Genomic DNA, 24,836 nt, shown 5'->3' with positions numbered 1-24,836 from the left:
AAGAGAATAATACTTTAAAAATTGAAAATATGAGATTTCTAAAAAAATTCCTACTGTGGTTCTGTATCTTTTTTGCTTTTATAATAGTATTAGCTTACATTTTTGATGTTGATTACCTTCTCAAAGCCGTGAGAACAATTTATCTTAAAGGGCACTCAACCGCTTATTTAGATGATTATAAAGTATTTGACAATAGAGTTATTGAAAAAGCAAAAATCGCTCAGCCTTGGGCAATTCATAAAGAATATAATACTGTAAAAGAAACTCCCACCCTTGAGCAAATTCATAAAGATTTGAAAACAGTTGCCTTTCTAATCATTAAAAATGACAGTATCTGGCATGAACAATATTTTGAAGACTATAATAAAGATTCTAAATCCAATTCCTTTTCAATGGCAAAAAGTGTTGTTTCAGCAGCTTTAGGAAAAGCAATTATGGAGGGTAAAATTAAAAGTCTGGATCAGCCTGTAGGTGATTTCTTCCCTGAATTCTCAACCGATTTAGCTGCAAAAATGACCGTAGGAGACCTGTCATCCATGTCTTCAGGTTTAAATTGGGATGAAGCTTATTACAGCCCTTTTTCGATCACTACCAGGGCTTATTTTGATGATAACCTTAATAAGGTAATATTAGGTTTAAAAGTAATTAAAGAACCAGGAAAACAATATAAATACCTCAGTGGAAATACACAGTTATTAGCTATGGTCATTGAAAAAGCAACAGGAGAATATTTGACTGATTATATTTCTAAAAACTTCTGGCAGCCTATGGGAGCCGAAAATGATGCTTTATGGCAAATCGACCATCCCGGAGGAATTGAAAAAGCATTTTGTTGTATTGCGAGTAATGCAAGAGACTTTGCCCGTTTTGGAAAACTGTACAAACAAAAAGGAAACTGGAATGGACAACAACTTTTAGATAGTACCTTTATCGAAAAATCAATAGCCCCAAGATTTACTTCTTCTCCCGAATATGGGTACGGATGGTGGTTAAGTGATTATCTAAATAAAAAAATATTCTATATGAGAGGACATCTCGGTCAGTTCGTAATTGTTATTCCGGAAGACGAACTAATTATTGTACGATTAGGACATCTGAAAGGGTTTCAATCTACTTCAAGACCTCATAGCGATGACTTCTATGAATATATAGATGAAACTTACAAAATGCTAAACAATGATCGAAAAAATCAGACTCCATAACATTCTCTTTCTGGATATTGAAACCGTTCCTGAAGAAGCAGATTATACTGCTTTAACAGAAGAGAAAAAAGAATTATATGAAGTCAAAACAAAATATCAAAGAGGAGAGCAGTTTACTGCTGAAGAATTTTATGAACGGGCCGGAATATGGGCCGAATTTGGAAAGATTATCTGTATTTCCGTTGGTTACTTTACGTTCAAAGGAGATGTCCGACATTTCAGGGTCACTTCCTTTTTTGGCGAAGAAACTAAAATATTAAAAGATTTTAGCAATCTGCTGAATAATCATTTTAATCAACCTCAGCATTTACTCTGTGGACATAACGCTAAAGAATTTGATATTCCTTATATCGCCAGAAGAATGATTATCAACCAAATTGCTATTCCCGATAAACTAAACCTGTTTGGCAAAAAGCCTTGGGAAGTAGCTCATCTAGATACATTGGAGTTATGGAAATTCGGAGATTATAAACATTTTACTTCTCTGAAATTACTAACCAATATCCTGAATATTCCATCCCCAAAAGATGATATTGACGGAAGTGAAGTAGCCCACACTTATTATATAGAAAAAGATATTGACCGTATTATACGCTACTGCGAAAAAGATGCAATAGCAGTCGCCCAGATTTTTCTGCGCCTGAGAAGAGAAGATTTGTTAATCGAAGAAGAAATTATTCATATCTAAAAAAGCAGTTCTGTTAATGAGCCGCTTTTTTAGATTTTTCGATGATTGGATTTTTCGAGAGCTTATGAAGATCTCTGCTCTGCAAAGTCTCCTGATTTTGTAGCCGTGTTATGGTACTAAAAGGTCAGGAGACCTTTAGACACTCCTACGAAGCCAGAGACTTCGCAGAGCAGGAAAATCAGACGAATTTTACAGAATAGAATATTTTCAAATCTTTAAATCAACTAGTTTTTCAAATTAATTATACCCTAACTTCTCCCTTACTCTTTTCAGAACACCATTTGCTACTACAGCTGCTTTTTCTGAACCTTTTTTCAGTAAAGCATCCACTTCATCTAAATGGCTCATATAATAAGTATATCGTTCTCTTTCTTTAGCAAATTTCTCTACTATTAATTCAAATAAAGCCTGTTTTGCATGACCATACCCAAAATCTCTGTTCACATTTGCATATTTAACTTTCATTTCTTCTAACTGACTTTCATTAGCCAGTAATTTATAAATAGCAAATATTTTGCAGGTTTCCGTATTCTTAGGCTCTTCAAGCGGAGTACTATCAGTTTCTATAGACATTACCTGCTTACGCAGTGCTTTATCATCCAGAAAAATATTAATATAATTATTAGCTGATTTACTCATTTTCCCCCCATTTGTTCCCGGAATATACTTCGTTTCTTCCTGTAAAAATGATTCCGGTAAAACGAATGTCTCACCCATCTGATGATTGAATCTTGCCGCGACATCACGTGTAATTTCAATATGCTGTAACTGATCTTTTCCTACAGGAACAAATTCTGCATCATACAATAAAATATCTGCTGCCATCAGCATCGGATATGAAAATAAACCGGCGTTTACATCGTCCAGTCGATCCGCTTTATCTTTAAAAGAATGTGCTAATGTTAATCGCTGATAAGGAAAAAAACAACTTAAATACCATGATAATTCTGTTGTTTGAGTCACGTCAGACTGACGATAAAAAGTAACCTTGTCTATATCCAAACCACAGGCAAGCCATGTTGCTGCTACACTATATGTATTCTCTCTTAATGTTTTCCCCTCTTTAATCTGTGTAACAGAATGTAAATCTGCTATAAAAAGAAAAGAATCATTTTCCGGTTTATTTGCCATTTCGATAGCGGGAATAATCGCCCCTAAAAGATTTCCTAAGTGAGGAGTTCCTGTACTTTGTACACCTGTAAGTATTTTTGCCATTTTAAAATTATACTATTTTAAGCAAAGTTAACCCTTTTATTAAAAACTCTCTATCGTATTCCTTACTTTTGACTTTTCAAAAAAGAATAAAATATACTTTTTTGACATAAAAAATTATATTTGCAAATGAGATTATTCAAAATTATTTTCTGGGTTTTATGGCGTATTTGGTTCTATATCTTAATGGCTATACCAATCCTTGTAATGTTTCCTTTTCTATTTATATCCATATTGTCGGAAAAATGGTATCCTCAGTTTTTCGTTATGGCTCGTATCTGGGCGCGGTTTATTCTTTTTGGAATGGGATTCCGTTATAAAATAAAAAGAGAACAAAAATTTGAAAAAGGAAAAAGCTATATGCTGGTTGCCAATCACACTTCCATGACCGATATTATGTTAATGCTGATCTTAGTGAAAAATCCTTTTGTATTCGTAGGGAAAAAAGAATTAGCAAAAATCCCGTTGTTTGGTTTCTTTTATAAACGTACCTGTATACTAGTAGATCGTAATAATTCTAAAAGCCGGACAGATGTTTTTAACAGAGCACAACAACGATTAAATCAAGGATTAAGTATTTGTATTTTCCCTGAAGGAGGTGTTCCTAATGATGAATCTATTCTACTGGATGAATTTAAAGATGGCGCTTTCCGCCTGGCCATTGACCATCAGATTCCAATCGTACCTATCGCTTTTCCTGATAATAAAAAACGTTTTTCCTATACTTTTTTTAGTGGAAATCCCGGACGAATGCGTGCTAAAATCCTCCCCTTTATTACCACAGAAGGAAAAACAGAAAAAAACAGAAAAGAACTTAAAGATCAGACCAGAATAACTATTTATAATGAGCTCCTGAAAACCGTTTCTAAAGAATAAAAAAGCATCCGCCATTGGCGGATACTTATCCAGTTATTACAATCATAATAACATCAATTAACAAAAATCTAAAATTAACTAACAAAAAAAATTAAAACGTGAAACTTACACCTGTGTATAAGCCTATGAAATATGGTTTAAAATCACCCACATTATTACTAAAAGTATTAAACTGATATTTAAACATCGGTTCAAAATTAGCTTCAAAAGCCTTTAAAAAAGAATACTTGAAACCTAAACCTATATTCGAACTGAAATGCAGATCGTTCAGGTTATTTGCCTCCCCCAGATGAGATCTCACTCCTGAGGAAATAAGAGATATTTTATTCTCATTCAGAAAAAAAGTACTTACTCCTCCAATCAGTTGTATACCGAACTTTTTATCTACAATTTTATAGGACACCTCTAAAGGAACTTCAATATATCCCATTTTCTGATTCACTGAACCTTCATATGTTCCCTGTATCGTATTATTAACATCAATAAAATTACTCGGAGCCTTATTTGCTCCACTCTGTAAAACAATATTTGATACAGCAGCAGCATTAGATGGAGTAACATTTTGCATTCCGGAGGAATATCTACCATAACTGCTGAGTTCCGGATAAAAGACAACATCTTTAGTATTATACCCCAAAATTACTTTATTCACTCCGGTTCGCATACTCCATCTGTTATTCAAAGTATAATTTACTCCCACACCATAACTCACATTTGTTTCTGTGCTTTTTGCATTATCTGCAAATTGTGGATCTATGGACGATCCACCGGATGTTGAATTAAAATAAACCGGAGCAACATTTGTTGTAATCTGCCATTTCTCTTTTTTAATTTCTGCAATCAGTTCTTTTTCATCCTCCTTGTCTTCGATCTTTTTCAGTAGTTCCTCAAGAACATTTGGTTCTTTTGCAACAACAATAGTACTTTCTTTTTCTTCGATATTCTTATCGGTAACAGTAGTATTACCTATTCTATTTTGAGTTTTCCGAAATTCTGACGAAATTCTTTCATCTGACCACAAAGACGTATTACCCTGCTGATTTGTTTTATTTTTTTCTCCAAAAATAATTTTGCCTATCGCATAACTTCTTAAAGATGTTTTCTCTCCCTCATTTTTTTTCTGAACAGAAGATAATGTCTCCGTTATTACCCTCTGTAGAGAAACCGATTTTAACTGATCTTGCTTCTCTGATCCGACATCTTCTTTTTCCTTTTTAGTAATAATCTCCTTATCTGTATCAAATTGTGTATTCACAGGAATCGATATCTCTGTATTCTCAATATCCTCTTTTCCTTTATCCTTCTCTACAACCGAACCTTCTCCTTTGTTTGAAAATTCAGTAATAATAAAACCAAGTAACAATGTTGCAGCAATCCCTCCAAGTTTAGCCCAGAGCGGAATCATCCTCTTCTTCTTTCTTTCAGGGTGTAATTCTGCATGAATGCGATTCCAAACCATTTCTGTCGGTTCCGATTCAAAATCTTTGAATTTCTCCTGAAATAATCTGTCTATATGTTTTTTTTCATTCATTTTGCTGTAGGAAATAGGTCTTTTGCTGTTTCGACCTCAATTTTCTCTTTTAATATATATCTGGCTCTTGCCAAATTTGATTTTGACGTTCCGGTGGTAATATCAAGCATTTCTGCTATTTCTTTATGGGTATAACCATCCATAATATACAGATTGAATACCAGTCTGTAACGATCCGGTAATTCCTGAATAATCTTTAATAAATAATCAAGAGAAATATCCTCTTCATCTATTTCAATGATTGTTTCATCTATGATGTCTTCGCTTACCAGTTCAAAAACACCAACAGTTCTGTATTGCTGTAATACATTATTAATCATCACTCTTTTTGCCCAGCCTTCAAAAGAGCCCTTAAAACTATATTGTTCTATTTTTTTAAATATCAGTATAAAGCCATCCTGCAGATTATCTTCAGCTTCGGCATAATTACGGGAATACTTCAAACACACACTAAACAACTTTCCTGAGAATAGCCTGTATAGCTGTGCCTGTGCTTTAGCATCATTTTTTTTACAATCATTTATAAGCTGGTTTAGACTCAAGGCTTTATAAAATATTTAATTATGCAGGATTCCCTTCTACAACCGGTATTTCAATTTCAAGAAACTTGTTTTTCCCTTCCTCATCCCTTCCCTGAAAAAATTTAAAAATATACGATCCATTACTTAATACCGTAAAATTAAAGGATGTCATTATTGACTCTCCATTTAATGGTCTGCAATCATTTCGATCATATACAGCTGTTTGTACCGCAACAGTTCTAATATTCAATTCACTGTTATAATAAAAACCCTGAAACACATGACAAGAAGTAGGACGCTTATAAAAGACTTTCATCTCATAGGTTTTACCCATAATAAAACTTTCCGGTACCTCCACACTCTCAACAGGCAGATTTTCGAAATAGTAGCTTGTACTGTCATCATCTAAACTACACGCATTCAACATAAATAAAAATGTCAAAAATAAAACGATTTTCTTCATATAAATATTTTTAGTCTTTACACAGTAGATTATAAAATGAACAAATGGTTGCGTGTGACCACAAAAAAACCCGAACAAGTCGGGTTTTTCAAATCTTATAAATTAGCTTCCTTAATAGCTTCCTTAATTTTAACTTCTAATTCATCCATTAATTCAGGATTATCTTTTATCAGTGATTTTACAGCATCTCGTCCCTGACCTAATTTAGTTTCTCCATAACTAAACCAAGAACCACTTTTTTTAACAATTTCAAACTCTACCGCTAAATCTAATACCTCACCCACTTTTGAAATTCCTTCACCATACATGATATCAAATTCGGCTGTTTTAAAAGGTGGTGCCACTTTATTTTTAATCACTTTTACTTTTGTTCTGTTTCCGATCACATTTTCACCTTCTTTAATCTGAGAAGATCTTCGGATATCTAAACGAACAGAAGCATAGAATTTCAATGCATTACCACCCGTTGTCGTTTCAGGATTACCAAACATAACTCCGATTTTCTCTCTTAACTGGTTAATAAAGAAAACCGTACAATTTGTTTTACTGATTGTACCAGTTAATTTACGCAATGCTTGAGACATTAATCTTGCATGAAGACCCATTTTAGAGTCTCCCATTTCTCCTTCAATCTCACTTTTTGGTGTCAAAGCAGCAACAGAGTCAATTACAACAATATCAACCGCTCCGGAACGGATCAGGTTTTCTGTAATTTCAAGAGCCTGCTCTCCGTTGTCCGGCTGAGAAATAATAAGATTATTAATGTCTACATGCAATTTTTCTGCATAAGAACGGTCAAAAGCATGTTCCGCATCAATAAAAGCTGCAATTCCTCCCGCTTTTTGTGCCTCAGCAATAGCATGTAATGTCAGAGTCGTTTTACCGGAAGATTCAGGACCATATATCTCAATTATCCTCCCTCTCGGATATCCGTTCACTCCAAGAGCCAGATCCAGTCCCAAAGAACCTGAAGAAATCGATTCTACCTCAACAATAGCACGATCTCCTAACTTCATTACTGTTCCCTTACCGTATGCTTTATCTAATTTATCAAGCGTTAATTGTAACGCCTTGAGTTTTGCTTCTTTATCTGCACTCATCTTTTCTACTATTTGTTGGCTTTATTTTCCGTAAAAATAACTCTTTTTTCTGAAGAAACAACATGTATTGAATATACGATAGTTGGATTATTTGATTATTCGATTTTTAGAAAAAGAACAAAGAGCAAAGAGTCAAGAAGAAAGAGATTTATGATATATAATTTATCCTGCAAGGTCTTTTTGACCTTGTAGGGTATCATGAGATGTTAAATAGACGATGTTTTTTAGAAAAAGAAAATTAATATAACCAATTTACAATAATTGAAATAAACAAAAAATATCCCGCTCTGCGAAGTTTCCAACTTCGTAAGGGTAATTACGGTCGCCAGACCAAAATTGGGTTCTATAATATTGAGAATTTTTAGGAGGAAAATAATTATTTCTGTTTTAAAACTTCCTCAAGAAGTAACGCTAATTCCGATTTTAAACTCTCTATCGTTATTTTCTGAGCTTCAATAACGTCTTCTTTATCTTTTAATCTTTCTTTTAAATCATAAATTAATTCTTCCAGACGAAGTATTTCTGTTGTTACAGTCTCTGAGTCTTTTAACATTTTACCTTTTCCAGTAAGCAACCAAAGTAAATCAATATCTTGAAACTTATTTGTAATATCTTCTAATATATCAATAGAAGGCTTCTTATTTTCATCCTTTAAACGGTTAAGTTTAGAGGATGAATCATATTTCAAACCATTTAAAGCAAAATCATTTATACTTTTAAATCCATTATAATCAGACATTTGCATTAATCTATTAAAAAATGTATTTGTTTTATTGAAACAAGTTTTTGTATTTATTATGTAGTAATACTAAAATAATAGCTACACATAAAAAATATAGCTAGCAAGATACTAATTTCTACTCATTTTTGAATATTTTTGCGTATTCATTATACAAAAAGTGACAATCATTATACAGAAAGTAAAATTACTATTCCATTTCAAAATAACACTATAAAACTAAAATAGTTATGATTACACCAGAAGAAAAAAGCTTAATAACAGATGAACTGGGCAAACATTATACTATTACAATACTAGAATAACCCGTGGTGCATTTAAGCGATTCGGATTTTTAAGTTGTTTATATTTCGATCATTTAATTTATTTATCAATTGTATAACTATCAGAGCCATAATCTTAGATAATATTCTATTTTTGAATCCATCAAAGGATTTAGCGTAATTTCTACGAATCACAAATTGGTCACACAGTTGAGAAAATAAGGTTTCAATTCGCTTTCTTGATTTTCTGAGAATATAGGCTTGAGGCTTATATCCATGTTGATTTCTACGCATCGCAACTTCAAGCGTAATTTGATTGGATGAAAACAAATCTCTTTGATAATCAAGACTTAAATACCCTTTGTCACCTAATATCATACAATCTTTATACAGGTGCTTTATATCTTTCAAATAATGAATGTCGTGGATGGTGACTTAAATCAAAATCAGTAAAAACTCCATCAACAGTGCATACAGCATGTAATTTGTAACCGTAATAGTTATTTCTTTGCGAGGCACAATAGCCTTTATCAGGAGGCTGTTTCATAGTCTTGTTTACAAATAGTACTGCGAGAGCTTCTACTTAATTTACAAACCTCTAAAGGCATGCTGTCCACAATATAATAATTAGAAGAGATAATCTGTGATGCTATTTGTTTACGAAGTTATCCTCGATAATAAAACAAACCTCTTTTTCTGCGATTATAAACACTACGCTCTATCTTTGAGATTAAAGTAAACGGAAGCTTTTTAAACAAATCTCACTCCGAATCAATACCCATGAACTCAAATGTCAAGTCAATGGCGATTAGCTCAATATCGGATAAGCTTGGTTTACGTTTTTGATTCAGAAAATTCATTCTTGTTTCTACTGATTCCAATATTTTTTCGTAATTTCGAGTGAAGTTGTTCATATATTTAATCGTTTGGTAGACAATTAAATATAATAATTCAGTTGATAATGAGTAGCTTCTTTTTTACTTATTCATTATTTATTAATGCACCACGGGTTAATTCATATTGTAATTTTGATTAAAACTAAAAATTCATCTGGCATTTGCTATGATCAGAAACAAAGAAGAAATAGCCGTTTCCCGTTGTGAATAATTTCAACCAAAACCCTTAGCAAAAATGCAGTACGAAACATTTGAACCAAGCAATGTCCTTAAATCATTAGTTAAATGTTACTGGACGTTGGAAGTTCCTGCCGAAAACAACGCAGACAAACAACGAATTGTACCCGACGGCTGTTTGGAAATGGCTTTTATTCTCGGAGACGATATTAGACGTTTTACTTCCGAATGTGAATTTATCCTTCAACCTCGTGCAATGGTTCTTGGTCAGACCATCGACCCTTTTTACATTCAACCAACAGGCTATGTAAATACTTTTGCTGTTCGTTTCTATCCTTATGGTTTTGCAAATTTTGTAAAAACGTCTATCAAAAATCTTGCAAATAAGGAAACCCCGATCACTGAGCTTTTTGAAGAAACAAAAGCAAACGAGTTGGAACAAAACATCATTCATGCAACCGGCACGCAACAAAGAATTAAGATTATCGAAACTTTTTTATTGAACAAAATCAACGAAAAAACCACAATCGACAATATTGTAAAATCAACTATTGATACACTTTTCTTAACAAATGGAAATTCATCGATCAGTACAATCCTCAAAGAAAATTTATCCAAACGCAGACAATTGGAAAGAAATTTTATGAAGCAAATCGGAATCAGCCCCAAACAATTAGGAAAAGTAATCCGGTTGCAAACTGCCCTGAAAATGTTACTCAACCATAAAACAGAAACACTTACTCAAATCGCTTACGAAAACGAATATTACGACCAGGCCCACTTTACCAAAGACTTTAAAGAATTTACGGGAACCAATCCTAAAGAGTTTTTAGAAGACAGACAAAATGTGCTGTCATCCCTTTTCTACCAAAAAGATTAAGGCTGTCGCATTTTTACAATTTTGAAGATTAACGGTGTTTTATTTTTGCAATTTCTAATCAAATAATAAAAGATAAAAAAATTATGAGTAATTTAATTTCAATAGTAGAAATTCCAACAACAGACTTCTCAAGAGCAGTTCATTTTTATCAAACGATCTTAGGCATTACAATCGAAGAAGTTGATATGGACGGAACACAAATGGGTGTTTTGCCCAGTGACGGAGAAACCGTAAATGTAGTTTTAGTTAAAGGCAACGATTACAAACCGACAAGTGATGGAGCGGTTCTTTATTTGAATGCAGGAAATGACCTACAACCAATGCTCGAAAAGGTAAGCAAAAATGGAGGGCAAATCATTGTACAGAAAACCCAAATCAGTCCTGAAATGGGATTTTTTGCACTGTTTATGGATACAGAAGGAAATAAGTTAGGACTTCATTCAGCACAATAAGCAGATGAAATAGAAAATATAAATTAACCCGTGGTGCATTTAAGCGATTCGGATTTTTAAGTTGTTTATATTTCGATCATTTAATTTATTTATCAGTTGTATAACTGTCAGAGCCATAATCTTAGATAATATTCTATTTTTGAATTCATCAAAGAATTTAGCGTAATTTCTACGAATCATAAATTGGTCACACAGTTGAGAAAATAAGGTTTCAATTCGCTTTCTTGATTTTCTGAGAATATAGGCTTGAGGTTTATATCCATGTTGATTTCTACGCATCGGAACCTCAAGCCTAACTTGATTGGATGAAAACAAATCTCTTTGATAATCAAGACTTAAATACCCTTTGTCACCTAATATCATACAATCTTTATACAGGTGCTTTATATCTTTCAAATAATGAATGTCGTGGATGGTGACTTAAATCAAAATCAGTAAAAACTCCATCAACAGTGCATACAGCATGTAATTTGTAACCGTAATAGTTATTTCTTTGCGAGGCACAATAGCCTTTATCAGGAGGCTGTTTCATAGTCTTGTTTACAAATAGTACTGCGAGAGCTTCTACTTAATTTACAAACCTCTAAAGGCATGCTGTCCACAATATAATAATTAGAAGAGATAATCTGTGATGCTATTTGTTTACGAAGTTATCCTCGATAATAAAACAAACCTCTTTTTCTGCGATTATAAACACTACGCTCTATCTTTGAGATTAAAGTAAACGGAAGCTTTTTAAACAAATCTCACTCCGAATCAATACCCATGAACTCAAATGTCAAGTCAATGGCGATTAGCTCAATATCGGATAAGCTTGGTTTACGTTTTTGATTCAGAAAATTCATTCTTGTTTCTACTGATTCCAATATTTTTTCGTAACTTCGAGTGAAGTTGTTCATATATTTAATTGTTTGGTAGACAATTAAATATAATAATTCAGTTGATAATGAGCAACTTCTTTTTTACTTATTCATTATTTATTAATGCACCACGGGTTAGAATATCTTAAAACAAGAAAGCTATTTAATACCAAAAGCAATCCCTATTCCAGACAAAGTATACAGAATATTATATGTGGAAAAAGAGAAAACAGAAAAGTAGAAATTGCTGTTCTTGAACTTATTGTAGAAAGAAAAGATATAACAGTAGTCTTATTAAAATATCAAATAGCATTGCTTCTTGAAGAGTTAAAAGGGAATAAACAAAAAAGAGTTCATTGACTTTATAAATCTGTCAACCTTAATTCGGCAACTTCAACACACAAAGAACCAACAACAACAACCAGCAACCAGCAACCAATAACCGACAACTAAAAAATAATTCCTTACTTTTGCATTTCGTAAACTACTGTTAAAGAACAGTAAACCAAATTTTCTTAACTTAAAAATTGTTATAGCATGCAACTGTACAATACTTTAAGCGCAGAGGAAAGAGCCGTCATGATTGACGAAGCCGGAAAACAAAGGCTGACTTTGTCTTTCTACGCCTATGCGCATTTATCAAACCCTCAGGAATTTAGAAATGCTCTTTTTCTTGCCTGGAATCCACTGGAAGTTTTAGGACGAATCTATGTCGCTCACGAAGGGATCAACGCACAATTATCATTACCCGCAGATCGTTTTCATGAATTTAAAGCCCATCTGGACAGTATTTCTTTCTTAAAAGATATCCGTCTGAATATTGCGGTTGAACAGGATGATAAATCTTTTTTAAAACTCACCATTAAAGTCCGTGACAAAATTGTTGCAGACGGTCTTGAAGACAAAACTTTTGACGTAACCAATAAAGGCATTCATCTTGACGCTCAATCTTTTAATAATTTATTAGAAGACCCAAACACAGTTGTAGTCGATATGCGCAATCATTATGAAAGTGAAATAGGGCATTTCAGAAATGCGGTTACTCCTGATGTAGATACTTTTCGCGAATCACTACCCATTATCGAAAATCAGCTAAAGGAACATAAAGAGGATAAAAATCTATTAATGTACTGTACCGGAGGTATTCGCTGTGAGAAAGCAAGTGCTTATTTTAAGCATAAAGGATTTCAGAATGTATACCAACTGGAAGGCGGTATTATTGAATATACTCGACAAGTAAAAGAACAAGGACTGGAAAGTAAATTCATTGGTAAAAATTTCGTTTTCGACCATCGTTTGGGAGAAAGGATAACTGAAGATATTGTCTCAAAATGTCATCAATGCGGGACGCCTTGTGATAATCATACGAATTGTGCTAATGAAGGATGTCACTTATTATTTATACAATGTGACTCCTGTAAAGAAGCTATGGAAAATTGTTGCTCTTCAGAATGTGTAGACATTATTCATTTACCTCTGGAGGAACAAATCGCTTTAAGAAAAGGGGTAAAGAACGGAAACAAGATTTTCAAAAAGGGAAAATCGGATGCATTAAAATTCAAAACAAATACAGATTCTCATTCCGATCTAAAAACGACTGAAAAAGTCGTTAAAACAAAGAAAAAACCAAAGGAGGCAATATCTAAAAAGATTTATATCGGAAAGGGGACTCACTTTTTTCCAAAAGCCGGTGTTGGTCAGTTTTCTATTGAAGCACATGAAATCAGAAAAGGAGATACTATTATGATCGCAGGTCCCAGTACCGGACAACAGAAAATGATTATCAATGAAATGTTCGTTAATGAGCATAGTACAGAAATGGCTATAAAAGGAGATGATTGTACCTTTAAAATCCCTTTCAGAATCCGACTTTCTGATAAATTATATAAAATAACGGAATTATAAATTCCGGTTTTTAATAAACGACCAAATTTAATTAAATTTGGTCGTTTATTCTTATCTCAAAGACCCTGCCTCACTCTGATCTTATCTATTCTCTTCCGTAATTGTGGTCCGATAAAAAATCTTTCAATAATAACCTAACAAATAGTATCTTTGTTGGCAAAACATTTTATGAATCAAAGTTGTGTTTATCACAATTCAATATATATCTAAGTATGGCATGTACTAATTGTTCAACAAAAGATGGAGGATCGCCGAAAGGCTGTAAAAATAATGGGACCTGTGGCACTGACAGCTGCAACAAATTAACTGTTTTTGACTGGCTTGCAAACATGAACCCTTCTAACGGAGAAATTCTGTTTGATTGTGTGGAAGTACGCTTCAAAAATGGAAGAAAAGAATTTTATCGTAATACTGAAAAATTAACCTTAAGTATTGGAGATATTGTAGCTACAGAAGCTTCTCCAGGACATGATATCGGAATTGTAACACTTACAGGTGAGCTGGTAAAAATTCAGATGAAGAAAAAAGGAACAGATCACACCAGTAATGAAATTCCTAAAATATACAGAAAAGCATCTCAGAAAGATATTGATATTTGGTCTGCTTCACGGGATAAAGAAGAACCAATGAAAGTAAAAGCACGTGAAATGGCTATTGCTTTAAAATTAGAAATGAAGATTTCCGATATTGAATTCCAGGGTGACGGATCAAAAGCAACTTTCTATTATACTGCAAATGATCGTGTTGACTTTAGACAGTTAATCAAAGATTTCGCAAAAGAATTCAGTACCAGAATTGAAATGAAACAAGTTGGTTTCCGTCAAGAAGCTGCACGTCTGGGAGGAATTGGTTCCTGCGGAAGAGAATTGTGCTGTTCAACCTGGCTAACGGATTTCAGAAGCGTAAATACTTCTGCTGCACGTTATCAGCAGTTATCTCTGAACCCACAGAAACTAGCAGGACAATGTGGTAAATTAAAATGTTGTCTCAACTATGAGTTAGACACTTATATGGATGCATTAAAAGATTTTCCTGACATGGAAACACAACTTTTTACAGAAAAAGGAGATGCTCTTTGTCAGAAACTGGATATTTTTAAAGGCTTAATGTGGTTTGCGTATAAAAATAATATGGCTAACTGGCACGTTCTTAAAGTAGAACAAGTAAGAGAAATTATTAACGTAAACAAGCAAAAGAAAAGAGTTGCTTCCTTAGAAGATTTTGCTGTAGAAGTTATCGAAGAAATAGAAAACGATTTCAAAAACACTATGGATCAAGACAGTCTTACCCGATTTGATACTCCAAAGAAAAAGAAAAAACCGAATAAAAGACGTAAACCAACGAATGATAAAAATGAACCTAAAAAGTAGTTTTTTACTAGTACTCGTCCCATTGTTTTTATTATCATGTGATAAAAAAGGAGTATTTGATCAATATCATTCCCTTGGAAAGACTTGGAATAAAGACAGTATTGTTACTTTTAAATTTAATAGAGCAGATACTACCTCAACCTATAATCTTTTTGTTAATCTGAGAAATAATGATGATTACCCGTTCAGTAATCTTTTTCTTATTGTTTCATTAGAAGAACCGGACGGATTAACTAAAGTAGATACTTTAGAATATCAGATGGCAAATCCTGATGGCACACTTTTAGGAACTGGTTTTTCTGACTATAAAGAAAGTAAACTCTGGTATAAAGAGAATATGAGATTTTTAAAAAAAGGCAATTATAAATTATCTATTCAGCAGGCTGTAAGACAAACAGGAAAAATTCCGGGAGTTCAGGAACTAGAAGGAATATCTGAAGTCGGATTTAGAATAGAATCAATAGAATAAAATTATATTATGGCACAAAAAAAGAATATTCAAAAACAGGATTTTTCAGAATATGTAAAAATGTTTTGGAAGATTTTTATTGGTGGAATCCTATCAATAATATTGTTTTTTTTACTTGCCTCCTGGGGATTATTCGGCGCAATGCCATCCTTTGAAGAATTAGAAAATCCTGCTTCTAATCTGGCTACAGAGATTATTTCTTCTGATGGTGTTACTCTTGGAAAGTTTTACAGTGAAAACAGAACTCCGATAAAATTCTCTGATCTGCCGGAATCTCTTGTAAAAGCACTTGTTGCTACAGAAGACGAACGTTTTCTGGATCATTCAGGAATTGATGCCCGCGGTACACTCCGAGCAGTGACCAGTTTAGGAACCAGTGGAGGAGCTAGTACTATTACTCAACAGCTGGCTAAATTATTATTCCACGGAGAAGGATCTAAAAACATTGTTGCTAGAATGGTTCAGAAAATCAAAGAATGGATTATTGCAATTCGTTTAGAGAGACAATACACAAAAGAAGAAATTCTGACTATGTATCTGAATAAAGCAGACTTTATTAACACTGCCGTCGGAATACGTTCTGCCGCAAAAGTTTATTTTGGAAAAGAACCAAAAAATCTAACAGTAGAAGAAGGCGCCATGCTTGTTGGTATGCTGAAAAATCCTTCTTTATTTAATCCGATTCGAAGAGAAGAAACAGTCAAGAAAAGAAGAAATGTTGTTCTAAAACAAATGGAAAAAAATGGTTTTCTGACTACTGCTGAAAAAGAAAAATTTCAGGCATTACCTATAAAACTGAAATTTTCTCCGGAAAGCAATAATGACGGATTAGCTACTTACTTCAGAGAATACCTTCGTGAATACATGAAACAATGGGTTAAGGATAATAAAAAACCGGATGGTTCCGATTATAACATTTACAGAGATGGTTTAAAAATCTATACCACCATTGATTCCCATATGCAAAAATATGCTGAAGAAGCAGTTACAGAACACCTGAAAAACCTACAGGAAGAATTCTTTGCTCAAAGCAAATCTAATAAGAATGCCCCCTTTATTAACCTGTCGATCGAAGAAACTAATGCTATTATTGAACGGGCAATGAAATCATCTGACCGTTGGAGAATAATGAAAGATCAGGACAAAAGCGATGATGAAATCAGAAAATCATTTCGTGTAAAAACAGAAATGAGAGTGTTTAGCTGGAATGGCGAAAAAGACACAATTATGACCCCAATAGATTCTATCCGATATTATAAAGAATTCTTACAAACCGGATTAATGTCTATGGAGCCACAAACCGGAGAAGTAAAAGCTTGGGTAGGTGGTATTAATCATAAATATTTCAAATATGATCACGTAGCACAGGGAGCAAGACAGGTAGGTTCTACTTTTAAACCTTTTGTATATGCCGCCGCAATAGATCAGTTGCATTATTCCCCTTGTGATAGCATTATGGATGCTTCTTATACTATCCCAAGAGGAAGACATGGTGTAAATAAAGACTGGACGCCGAGAAACTCTAATAATAAGTATAAAGGAATGGTTACTCTAAAATCTGCTTTAGCTTATTCTATAAATACAATTACAGCAAAATTAATTGATAAAGTAGGTCCTCAGGCAGTTGTCGATCTGACTCATAAATTAGGTGTAAGTTCCGATATTCCTGCTCAGCCGGCAATCGCACTGGGTGCAGTAGAAATTACTGTAAGCGACATGGTTGCCGCTTACAGCACATTTGCAAATCAGGGAGTATATATCAAACCACAAATTATTAATAGAATTGAAGATAAAAACAGTATTGTTCTTTATAAATCAGTACTGGAAAGCAGAGATGTTCTTAATAAAGACGTTGCCTTTGCTATTGTCAAACTACTGGAAGGGGTTACTGAAATCGGTTCAGGTGCCCGTTTAAGAAGTACACGGTCCGGTGGTCCGGCTTATAAAAGAGTAACAGGTCATCCTTATAAATTTACTAATCCGATTGCAGGTAAAACCGGAACAACGCAAAATCAGTCTGATGGCTGGTTCATGGGAATGGTTCCGAATCTGGCAACCGGAGTATGGGTCGGAAACGAAGACAGAGCAGCGCACTTTAGGAGTATTACTTATGGACAGGGTGCTACTATGGCATTGCCGATCTGGGGTATTTTTATGAAAAAGTGTTATGCTGATCCGGAATTGTCTGTCTCAAAAAGCGAATTTGAAAGACCCGTTAACCTTTCCATAAATGTGGACTGCTGGAAAAAGGTACTTGACAGTACAGATGTAGAAACAGACGAATTTGATTTTTAATAAAAAAAAACGCCTTTGCAAGAAGGCGTTTTTTTTATACCTTTAAAATCCAAATAGATAAACACCTACTGTATGATTAATAAAAAGGTTGCTACTGTTAAAGATGCTTTACATGATGTAAACGATGGAATGACCCTTATGCTTGGCGGCTTTGGTCTGTGCGGAATCCCCGAAAACAGCATTGCCGAACTGGTCAGCAAAGGGACAAAAGAGCTTACCTGTATTTCTAATAATGCTGGTGTAGATGATTTCGGATTAGGATTATTATTGCATAAAAAACAAATCAAAAAAATGATCTCTTCTTATGTGGGAGAAAATGCCGAATTCGAACGTCAGATGCTTAGTGGTGAATTAGATGTTGAACTGGTTCCTCAGGGAACTTTGGCAGAGAGATGCAGAGCCGCTCAATCAGGATTTCCTGCTTTTTTTACTCCTGCCGGTTATGGAACGGAAGTGGCAGAAGGAAAAGAAACCCGTGAATTTAACGGCAAAATGTATGTAATGGAAGAGGCTTTTAAAGCTGATTTTGCTATTATCAAAGCCTGGAAAGGAGATGAAGCTGGAAATCTGATCTTTAAAGGTACTGCCCGAAACTTTAATCCCTGTATGTGTGGCGCCGCTAAAATCACTATTGCAGAAGTAGAAGAATTAGTACCCGCAGGCACATTAGACCCTAATCAGGTTCATATCCCCGGAATTTTTGTACAGCGTATTTTCCAGGGAGAAAAATATGAGAAAAGAATTGAACAACGTACAGTTAGAAAAAGAAAGTAATTCTAAAAACAATTTAAACCTTTAAAAACCAGATACTTTAAAATAGTTTTGTTATTATAATTATTAGCCATAAGTTTGAATAAGAATTGTTTTTTAAGAAAAAAATTAAAATTAATCAAACATAAAACAATAAATCATGGCTTATTACAAATTTTTATTGGGAAAATTTTTACTGATCTTTATATTCTGCTCCTGTTCAAGCAGTGGAGATTCTTTTTTGGATAATACTAATTCTAAAGAAGAAAAATCTCAATATCCTGCAATCCCTTCTTTAATGTTTAAAAAGGCAATGGATTTTAGAAATGCTTTAGGAGTTCTTCAGGGTTTAAAAGCCGGAGTATATATAACTGAATCCACCATAGAAAAGTATAAAGATAATCCAGCAAACCTGGCTTACAGACTAAAACTATTAGGATTTACCCAGATTTATCTGGAATTACCTAAAATAACATTAGACATTACGGTCACTGATCCTGCTAAGATTCAATGGATAAAAAATTTCAACAAAGAACTACATCGTTATCATATAAAATCATATGTCGGAATATATAATAATACAAAAATGTATGTAGATGACACCAAAATTACTGAAATTACTGATTTGGTTCGTCAATATCAAAGTTCTGTTGCAATCTACGAACGGTTCGATGGTGTAAGTGCGGATCTCGAGCCTAATATGTTAAAAGAAAATGATCCTGATACTCCAAAAGATTTAACCATTTACTGGGATAGTGATAATTATATACCGGGAGGTTCTAATGATTTATTACTAAAACGCACCCTTGACATTCTTAGCATAATTAAACGAGAAAATCCTCGATTACCTGTAAACGAATTTATTAATTATAATTTTCAGAAATACACAAACGAAGGATTACTTCAATATGGGGATACAAAAAAATTTCTGAAATCCTGTAGTGAAATTAATGTCATGGCCTATTCTGATGAAAAAAACACTATTTGGAATCAGGCATTTCCTGTACTTAAATCAGCCGGATTTAAATTCCCTAAAAGTGTTTTTATTACTATAAAAACCAGTACTAACACTGGCGCCACTTTATCTTCACAAGGATGGGATTATCTACTTAATACTATACGTTATTTAAATATAAAAGCAAAAAATATGCCTGCGATGAGAGGAATATGTATATTTGAATACGCCAGTTTTGAAAACATGTGGGAAGGGATTAATGATGAAAATTAAACTGTTCTGCAAAATTATAAACAACTATAAAAAGTAAATTAGTAAATTAGTACATTCAGAAACTGATATATCTAAAATTATGCTTGATAAAGAAGGAATTGCACAAAGAATCGCACAGGAGTTACAGAATGGCTATTTCGTAAATCTCGGGATTGGTATCCCTACACTAGTAGCTAATTATATTCCTGAAGGTATTAATGTTGAATTTCAGAGTGAAAACGGCGTTTTAGGAATGGGTCCTTTTCCGTTTGAAGGAGAAGAAGATCCTGATGTTATAAATGCAGGAAAACAAACGATAACAACATTACCGGGTGCTTCTTTCTTTGACTCAGCTACCAGTTTCGGAATGATACGTGGAAAACATGTTGATCTGACTATTCTTGGTGCAATGGAAGTTTCTGAAAATGGGGATATTGCTAACTGGAAAATACCGGGGAAAATGGTAAAAGGAATGGGAGGAGCAATGGATCTCGTTGCTTCCGCAGAAAATATTATTGTCGCCATGATGCATGTAAATAAAGCAGGTGAATCTAAACTGCTGAAAAAATGTTCTCTTCCACTTACAGGAGTAGGTTGCGTAAAAAAGATTGTTACAGAACTTGCTGTACTGGAAGTTACGCCAAAAGGATTTAAACTTCTGGAAAGAGCACCGGGTATTACTGTGGAAGAAATTAAAAAAGCTACTGAGGGGACTCTGATTATTGAAGGAAATATTCCTGAAATGAGGATCAGTTAATAATTTGTAAAATGTTATTTGTAAAAAGTAAGATGTTATTAGTTGATAGTTTCTCAACGTAAAACTGCGACTGAATACTGTCTTACTGAATACTTCAGATCTTTCTTCTTGTCTCTTACTTCTTTTAAATTTCTATTTCCCTTTTGGGATTGCAGCGATCAGCTTTTTGGTATATTCTTTTTGTGGATGACTGTATAAAACATCTGCGTCTGCTATTTCTTCGATTTTACCTTTATTCATTACTAAAATCTGATCGGACATATATTTTACAACTGCTAAATCATGTGAAATAAAAATATACGTAAATCCGAAATTCTCTTTTAGATCATTCAGTAAATTCAGTACCTGAGCCTGTACCGAAATATCCAGTGCCGAAACAGATTCATCACATACAATAAGCTTCGGTTTTAAAGCAATCGTTCTCGCGATACCGATACGCTGACGTTGCCCTCCTGAAAACTCATGTGGATAACGGTTAAAATGTTCTGCTGTTAAGCCAACGCTTTCAAGAATCTCTATTGTTTTTTCTTTTCGCTCTTTACTGTTCTTATACAGACCGTGTACTTCCATAGGTTCCATAATGGCATTACCAACCGGAATTCTGGGATTCAGTGAAGAGAAAGGGTCTTGAAAAATAATCTGGATTTCTTTTCTTAATTTTTTAATCTCTGTTTTATTCAGTTTAGTTATATCATGTCCATGATATAAAATTTGTCCTGATGTAGCTTTATCCAATTGCAAAATAGCATTTCCTAGTGTAGATTTTCCACAACCGGATTCTCCTACTAAACCTAATATTTCTCCTTCATAAAGTTTAAAACTCACCCCGTTAACAGCTTTAAATCCCGTCTTTTTACCAAAAACCCCAACAGATGAAAAATATTCTTTTTCGACATTAATAACTTCTAAAAGCGGTTTCTGACGGTATAACTTTTTATGAAAAACGGCTCTATCTACCTCTGTAATAATTTCTGTTTTTGCAGTGTTATTTAGAAAGTCCTGAATCGTAGGCAATCTCTTTACTCTTACTTCCAGAGAAGGTCTGGAACTAATTAAAGCCTGCGTATAAATATGTTGCGGATGATGGATTACTTGTTCTGCTTCTCCCTGTTCTACTATCTCTCCCTTATACATTACCAAAACACGTTGTGCAATCTCACTAATCAGCGCCAGATCATGTGAAATAAACAGAATACTCATTCCGGTCTCTCTCTGTAACTCTCTCAGTAATTGTATTATTTCTTTCTGAACGGTTACATCCAGAGCCGTTGTAGGCTCATCTGCAATTAGTATTTTTGGCTTACAGGCAATTGCCATTGCAATCATAACCCGTTGCTTTTGTCCACCACTTATCTGATGCGGATAACTGTCAAATATCTTTTCGGGATTGGGTAATTTTACTTTTTCAAACAAAGAAAGTACTTCTGCTTCTGCTGCTTTATCAGATAGTCTGGAATGTTGTAAAAGCATTTCCTGAACCTGAAAACCACATTTCAATGAAGGATTAAGGGAACTCATCGGTTCCTGAAAAATCATAGCAATCTCTTTTCCTCTTATTTTTCTAAATTCTCTTTCGGATAAACGAGTCAGATCTGTTCCGTTATATACTATTTTACCTTCTGTTATCTTTGAAATTCGCTCCGGCAATAATCTCATAACTGCTAAGGAAGAAACCGATTTTCCGGAACCGGATTCTCCTACAATCCCTAAAATCTCATTTTCGTTCAAAACATAACTGATATTCTGAACGACAGGCTCAAAACCCTTCTCTTTTTTAAAAGAAATGGTCATCTTTTCAACCGTTAAAAGAGGGCTTTTACTCATACTACAAATATAATTGATAGTTTTTAATTGATAGTGGATAGTTATTAGTTTACTGAATATATTCTGAATGTCTTTAACCGCAATGAACGCAAAGACTTACGCAAGGTTCGCAAAGGTTTCCTGAATACTGCAACTGAGTACTGCAAACTGAATACTTTACATCTTTCTTCTTGGCTCTTTCCTCTTGTTTCTAAATATCATCCCTAAATAGCTTCAAATAATTTCCCCGGCATAGGTCTTATCACTCCTTTTAATTCCATAGTAAGCAACATAGAAGATACTCTATAAACAGGCAGATCACATTGTAATGCTATAACATCTAATACTTCTTTTCCTTTTTTCTGTAAAAAATCATATACTTTTTGTTCATTCTGTTCTAGCTCCACAAACAACTGTTTCTGAATCGGCTTTTGAGTTTCCTGTTTCAATTCCCAGTTAAGCATATAAATCAGATCTGTGGCATCCGTAAGTAAACCTGCCTTTTGTGTTTTAATTAAAGTATTACATCCCTGACTATATTTGTCACTTATTCTACCAGGTACGGCAAATACATCCCGATTATAATCATATGCCATATTTGCTGTTATTAAAGAACCTCCTCTGTCTGCCGATTCTATAACAATCGTTGCCTCGGAAATTCCTGCAATGATTCTGTTTCTTCTTACAAAATTCTCTTTATCCAGATTAGAAGAACTCCAGAAATCCGTCATAAGACCTCCATTTTCTTCTACTCCGGAAATATATTTTTTATGCGCTTTGGGATAAATCTGATTTAAACCATGCGCCAGAACTCCAATAGTTTGTAAATTATTCTCCATAGCTACCTGATGAGCAACAATATCGACTCCATAAGCAAACCCACTAACAATAACCGGATTTAAAGGTGCCAGATCCCGAATCAGTTTTTTACAAAAATCCGTTCCGTAAGAGGTAATCTGCCGGGTACCTACAATACTGATGATCTTCTTTTCTTTCAGGTCTATTGTACCTGAAGTAAATAATAAGACTGGTCCGTCTATGCAATGTTTTAACCGATCCGGATACTCTTCATCCTGAAAAAAAAGAACCTTGATCTTCTCTTTTTTAATATAGTCCAGTTCTGTTGCTGCTGCTACAAAAACAGATTTCTCTTTCAGTTTTTTCATTAAAACAGTGCCTACCCCCTCAATCGCACCCAACTGAGTTGTTTTTGCATTAAAAACAGCTTTAGCATTACCACAATGTACCAGTAATTTTTTAGCAACAATATCACCTACTCCTTCTACCTTTAATAATGCCAATGTATAAAATAAATCTTCTTCTTCCATATTAACTATTTGAAGTTCAAGATATAAAATTTAACCTACATATTGTTAATAAATTTTACAAACAATGTTTTGTTTACATCGCTTAATATTTAACTTTGTTAGTATGAAGATAGAACATTACATATCACAGTTACTATATCGCTATCAATGCGTTACGATTCCTGGCTTTGGTGCTTTTTTGACAGAGATACAGTCTGCTCAGCTTTCTGAAAGTACAAATGCTTTCTATCCGCCTAAAAAAGCATTGTTTTTTAATACTCATTTAAAAAATAATGATGGATTACTGGCAAATCACATTTCTCAGGCAGAAAACATTTCTTATGAAGAAGCAATAACTTCTATCCATAAAGAAGTACTTTCCTGGAAAAAAACACTTCAGAACAGGGAGGTCTTAATCATTAGAAATATTGGTATACTTTCTCTGAATACTGAAAACAATTTAGTTTTTGAAGCAGCCCAGCAACCGAATTATCTTACCGCTTCATTCGGCTTAACTTCTTTTGTTTCTCCCTCTGTAAAGAGAGAGGTTTATAAACAGCAGGTAGAAGTTCTGGAAGAGAGAATACCCATCATTTTTACTCCGGAAACCAAAAGTTCCCATTCCTATTTAAAATATGCAGCTATTCTTGTTATTACTTTAGGAATCACTACTGTTGGCTTAAAATTGCGTGAAAATCGTATTGAAAGTAAAACATTAATGGTTGAAAAAGCAGTACAGAAAGAAGTAGAAAACAAACTACAAGAAGCCACTTTCTTTATCAGTAATCCTCTGCCATCTGTTACACTTACAGTAAAAGAAGAAAGACTACCTTATCATGTTGTTGCAGGTGCTTTCAGAGAAGAAGCTAATGCTGAAAAGGAATATGCGAACGTGACAAAATTAGGTTTTAAAGCAAGAAGAACTGAAAAAAACAAACACGGATTATATCCTGTTTTATATGGTAGTTTTGCAACCTATACAGAAGCTCAGAGAGTACTGAATAAAGCACAGAAAACACATAATCCCGAAGCCTGGCTTCTGATTGATGAGCAATAAAAGAATAGAGAAAACCTGATTTATTTCAGGTTTTTTTATCTTTGAACCATAATAAT

At 33.9% G+C, this 24,836-nt stretch carries 22 protein-coding genes and 2 pseudogenes; 14 read left to right on the top strand and 10 right to left on the bottom strand.

Annotation, left to right across the window (positions count from 1 at the left end; all coding sequences use genetic code 11):
• The first annotated feature begins 29 nt into the window (after positions 1 to 29).
• Together AC4FQX_RS06330 and AC4FQX_RS06325 are read left to right on the top strand one after the other, a co-directional pair.
• Positions 30 to 1,202 carry a serine hydrolase domain-containing protein gene (locus tag AC4FQX_RS06330; protein ID WP_491166835.1) on the top strand — a complete coding sequence of 391 codons (1,173 nt, stop codon included), beginning with the start codon at positions 30 to 32 and terminating at the stop codon, positions 1,200 to 1,202.
• The gene (locus tag AC4FQX_RS06325) at positions 1,177 to 1,890 is read left to right on the top strand and encodes a 3'-5' exonuclease (RefSeq protein ID WP_491166834.1); all 714 of its coding nucleotides are present in this window, start codon (positions 1,177 to 1,179) and stop codon (positions 1,888 to 1,890) included. Before AC4FQX_RS06330 ends, AC4FQX_RS06325 begins: the two co-directional genes overlap by 26 nt.
• 237 nt (positions 1,891 to 2,127) lie before the next feature.
• On the opposite strand, the gene trpS is transcribed toward AC4FQX_RS06325, so the two are convergent.
• Positions 2,128 to 3,105, bottom strand: coding sequence for a tryptophan--tRNA ligase (gene trpS, locus AC4FQX_RS06320; protein ID WP_491166833.1), 978 nt, complete (start codon positions 3,103 to 3,105; stop codon positions 2,128 to 2,130).
• 126 nt (positions 3,106 to 3,231) lie between these two features.
• Here trpS and AC4FQX_RS06315 point away from each other — a divergent pair, with 126 nt between their 5' ends.
• Positions 3,232 to 3,978, top strand: a complete 747-nt coding sequence (locus AC4FQX_RS06315) for a lysophospholipid acyltransferase family protein (protein ID WP_491166832.1) — start codon at positions 3,232 to 3,234, stop codon at positions 3,976 to 3,978.
• A gap of 91 nt (positions 3,979 to 4,069) precedes the next feature.
• Here AC4FQX_RS06315 and AC4FQX_RS06310 read toward each other — a convergent pair whose 3' ends face one another.
• The 6 genes and pseudogenes from AC4FQX_RS06310 to AC4FQX_RS06285 all read right to left on the bottom strand — a co-directional run bounded on the left by AC4FQX_RS06310 (position 4,070) and on the right by AC4FQX_RS06285 (position 9,509).
• Entirely contained in the window at positions 4,070 to 5,509 is a 1,440-nt protein-coding gene (locus AC4FQX_RS06310; RefSeq protein ID WP_491166831.1) for an outer membrane beta-barrel protein, read from the bottom strand.
• Complete coding sequence (locus tag AC4FQX_RS06305) at positions 5,506 to 6,051, bottom strand: RNA polymerase sigma factor (RefSeq protein ID WP_491166830.1); 546 nt, start codon at positions 6,049 to 6,051, stop codon at positions 5,506 to 5,508. Before AC4FQX_RS06305 ends, AC4FQX_RS06310 begins: the two co-directional genes overlap by 4 nt.
• Before the next feature lie 19 nt (positions 6,052 to 6,070).
• Positions 6,071 to 6,493 carry a hypothetical protein gene (locus AC4FQX_RS06300; protein ID WP_491166829.1) on the bottom strand — a complete coding sequence of 141 codons (423 nt, stop codon included), beginning with the start codon at positions 6,491 to 6,493 and terminating at the stop codon, positions 6,071 to 6,073.
• A gap of 95 nt (positions 6,494 to 6,588) precedes the next feature.
• On the bottom strand, positions 6,589 to 7,593 hold the full coding sequence (recA, locus tag AC4FQX_RS06295) for a recombinase RecA (protein ID WP_491166828.1): 1,005 nt from the start codon (positions 7,591 to 7,593) through the stop codon (positions 6,589 to 6,591).
• Between the two features lie 376 nt (positions 7,594 to 7,969).
• On the bottom strand, positions 7,970 to 8,332 hold the full coding sequence (locus tag AC4FQX_RS06290; RefSeq protein ID WP_491166827.1) for a hypothetical protein: 363 nt from the start codon (positions 8,330 to 8,332) through the stop codon (positions 7,970 to 7,972).
• A gap of 317 nt (positions 8,333 to 8,649) precedes the next feature.
• Positions 8,650 to 9,509, bottom strand: a pseudogene (locus tag AC4FQX_RS06285) (IS982 family transposase).
• A 217-nt stretch (positions 9,510 to 9,726) separates the two neighbouring features.
• Between AC4FQX_RS06285 and AC4FQX_RS06280 the strand changes: the two are divergent.
• On the top strand, positions 9,727 to 10,548 hold the full coding sequence (locus AC4FQX_RS06280) for an AraC family transcriptional regulator (protein WP_491166826.1): 822 nt from the start codon (positions 9,727 to 9,729) through the stop codon (positions 10,546 to 10,548).
• 83 nt (positions 10,549 to 10,631) lie between these two features.
• Complete coding sequence (locus AC4FQX_RS06275; protein ID WP_491166825.1) at positions 10,632 to 11,000, top strand: VOC family protein; 369 nt, start codon at positions 10,632 to 10,634, stop codon at positions 10,998 to 11,000.
• Between the two features lie 39 nt (positions 11,001 to 11,039).
• Here AC4FQX_RS06275 and AC4FQX_RS06270 read toward each other — a convergent pair.
• Positions 11,040 to 11,899: pseudogene (locus tag AC4FQX_RS06270) on the bottom strand (IS982 family transposase).
• Between the two features lie 84 nt (positions 11,900 to 11,983).
• On the opposite strand from AC4FQX_RS06270, the gene AC4FQX_RS06265 reads away from it, so the two are divergent.
• The 8 genes from AC4FQX_RS06265 to AC4FQX_RS06230 all read left to right on the top strand — a co-directional run bounded on the left by AC4FQX_RS06265 (position 11,984) and on the right by AC4FQX_RS06230 (position 20,613).
• The gene (locus AC4FQX_RS06265) at positions 11,984 to 12,220 is read left to right on the top strand and encodes a hypothetical protein (protein ID WP_491166824.1); all 237 of its coding nucleotides are present in this window, start codon (positions 11,984 to 11,986) and stop codon (positions 12,218 to 12,220) included.
• A 177-nt stretch (positions 12,221 to 12,397) separates the two neighbouring features.
• Positions 12,398 to 13,765: an oxygen-dependent tRNA uridine(34) hydroxylase TrhO gene (trhO, locus tag AC4FQX_RS06260; RefSeq protein ID WP_491166823.1), complete on the top strand. Its 1,368-nt coding sequence runs from the start codon at positions 12,398 to 12,400 to the stop codon at positions 13,763 to 13,765.
• Positions 13,766 to 13,977: 212 nt separating this feature from the next.
• Positions 13,978 to 15,135 carry a PSP1 domain-containing protein gene (locus AC4FQX_RS06255; RefSeq protein ID WP_491166822.1) on the top strand — a complete coding sequence of 386 codons (1,158 nt, stop codon included), beginning with the start codon at positions 13,978 to 13,980 and terminating at the stop codon, positions 15,133 to 15,135.
• Positions 15,119 to 15,604 carry a gliding motility lipoprotein GldH gene (locus tag AC4FQX_RS06250; RefSeq protein WP_491166821.1) on the top strand — a complete coding sequence of 162 codons (486 nt, stop codon included), beginning with the start codon at positions 15,119 to 15,121 and terminating at the stop codon, positions 15,602 to 15,604. The genes AC4FQX_RS06255 and AC4FQX_RS06250 overlap by 17 nt, the downstream gene beginning before the upstream one ends.
• Positions 15,605 to 15,613: 9 nt before the next feature.
• Positions 15,614 to 17,899 carry a penicillin-binding protein 1A gene (locus AC4FQX_RS06245; RefSeq protein ID WP_491166820.1) on the top strand — a complete coding sequence of 762 codons (2,286 nt, stop codon included), beginning with the start codon at positions 15,614 to 15,616 and terminating at the stop codon, positions 17,897 to 17,899.
• A 72-nt stretch (positions 17,900 to 17,971) separates the two neighbouring features.
• Positions 17,972 to 18,673, top strand: a complete 702-nt coding sequence (locus tag AC4FQX_RS06240) for a CoA transferase subunit A (RefSeq protein WP_491166819.1) — start codon at positions 17,972 to 17,974, stop codon at positions 18,671 to 18,673.
• A 136-nt stretch (positions 18,674 to 18,809) separates the two neighbouring features.
• Complete coding sequence (locus AC4FQX_RS06235) at positions 18,810 to 19,877, top strand: hypothetical protein (RefSeq protein WP_491166818.1); 1,068 nt, start codon at positions 18,810 to 18,812, stop codon at positions 19,875 to 19,877.
• 79 nt (positions 19,878 to 19,956) lie between these two features.
• On the top strand, positions 19,957 to 20,613 hold the full coding sequence (locus AC4FQX_RS06230; protein ID WP_491166817.1) for a CoA transferase subunit B: 657 nt from the start codon (positions 19,957 to 19,959) through the stop codon (positions 20,611 to 20,613).
• A 132-nt stretch (positions 20,614 to 20,745) separates the two neighbouring features.
• Here AC4FQX_RS06230 and AC4FQX_RS06225 read toward each other — a convergent pair whose 3' ends face one another.
• Together AC4FQX_RS06225 and dprA are read right to left on the bottom strand one after the other, a co-directional pair.
• A complete protein-coding gene (locus AC4FQX_RS06225; RefSeq protein WP_491166816.1) occupies positions 20,746 to 22,437 on the bottom strand; it encodes an ABC transporter ATP-binding protein in 1,692 nt (563 codons plus the stop codon).
• Between the two features lie 203 nt (positions 22,438 to 22,640).
• A complete protein-coding gene (dprA, locus tag AC4FQX_RS06220) occupies positions 22,641 to 23,744 on the bottom strand; it encodes a DNA-processing protein DprA (RefSeq protein WP_491166815.1) in 1,104 nt (367 codons plus the stop codon).
• A 103-nt stretch (positions 23,745 to 23,847) separates the two neighbouring features.
• Here dprA and AC4FQX_RS06215 point away from each other — a divergent pair, with 103 nt between their 5' ends.
• Positions 23,848 to 24,780, top strand: coding sequence for an HU domain-containing protein (locus AC4FQX_RS06215; protein ID WP_491166814.1), 933 nt, complete (start codon positions 23,848 to 23,850; stop codon positions 24,778 to 24,780).
• Positions 24,781 to 24,836 lie beyond the last annotated feature (56 nt).

Source organism: Flavobacterium sp. AK-301 (assembly GCF_058310215.1).
Note: the sequence above shows the minus strand (reverse complement) of the source record. Positions and strands in the feature narration are given on the sequence as shown.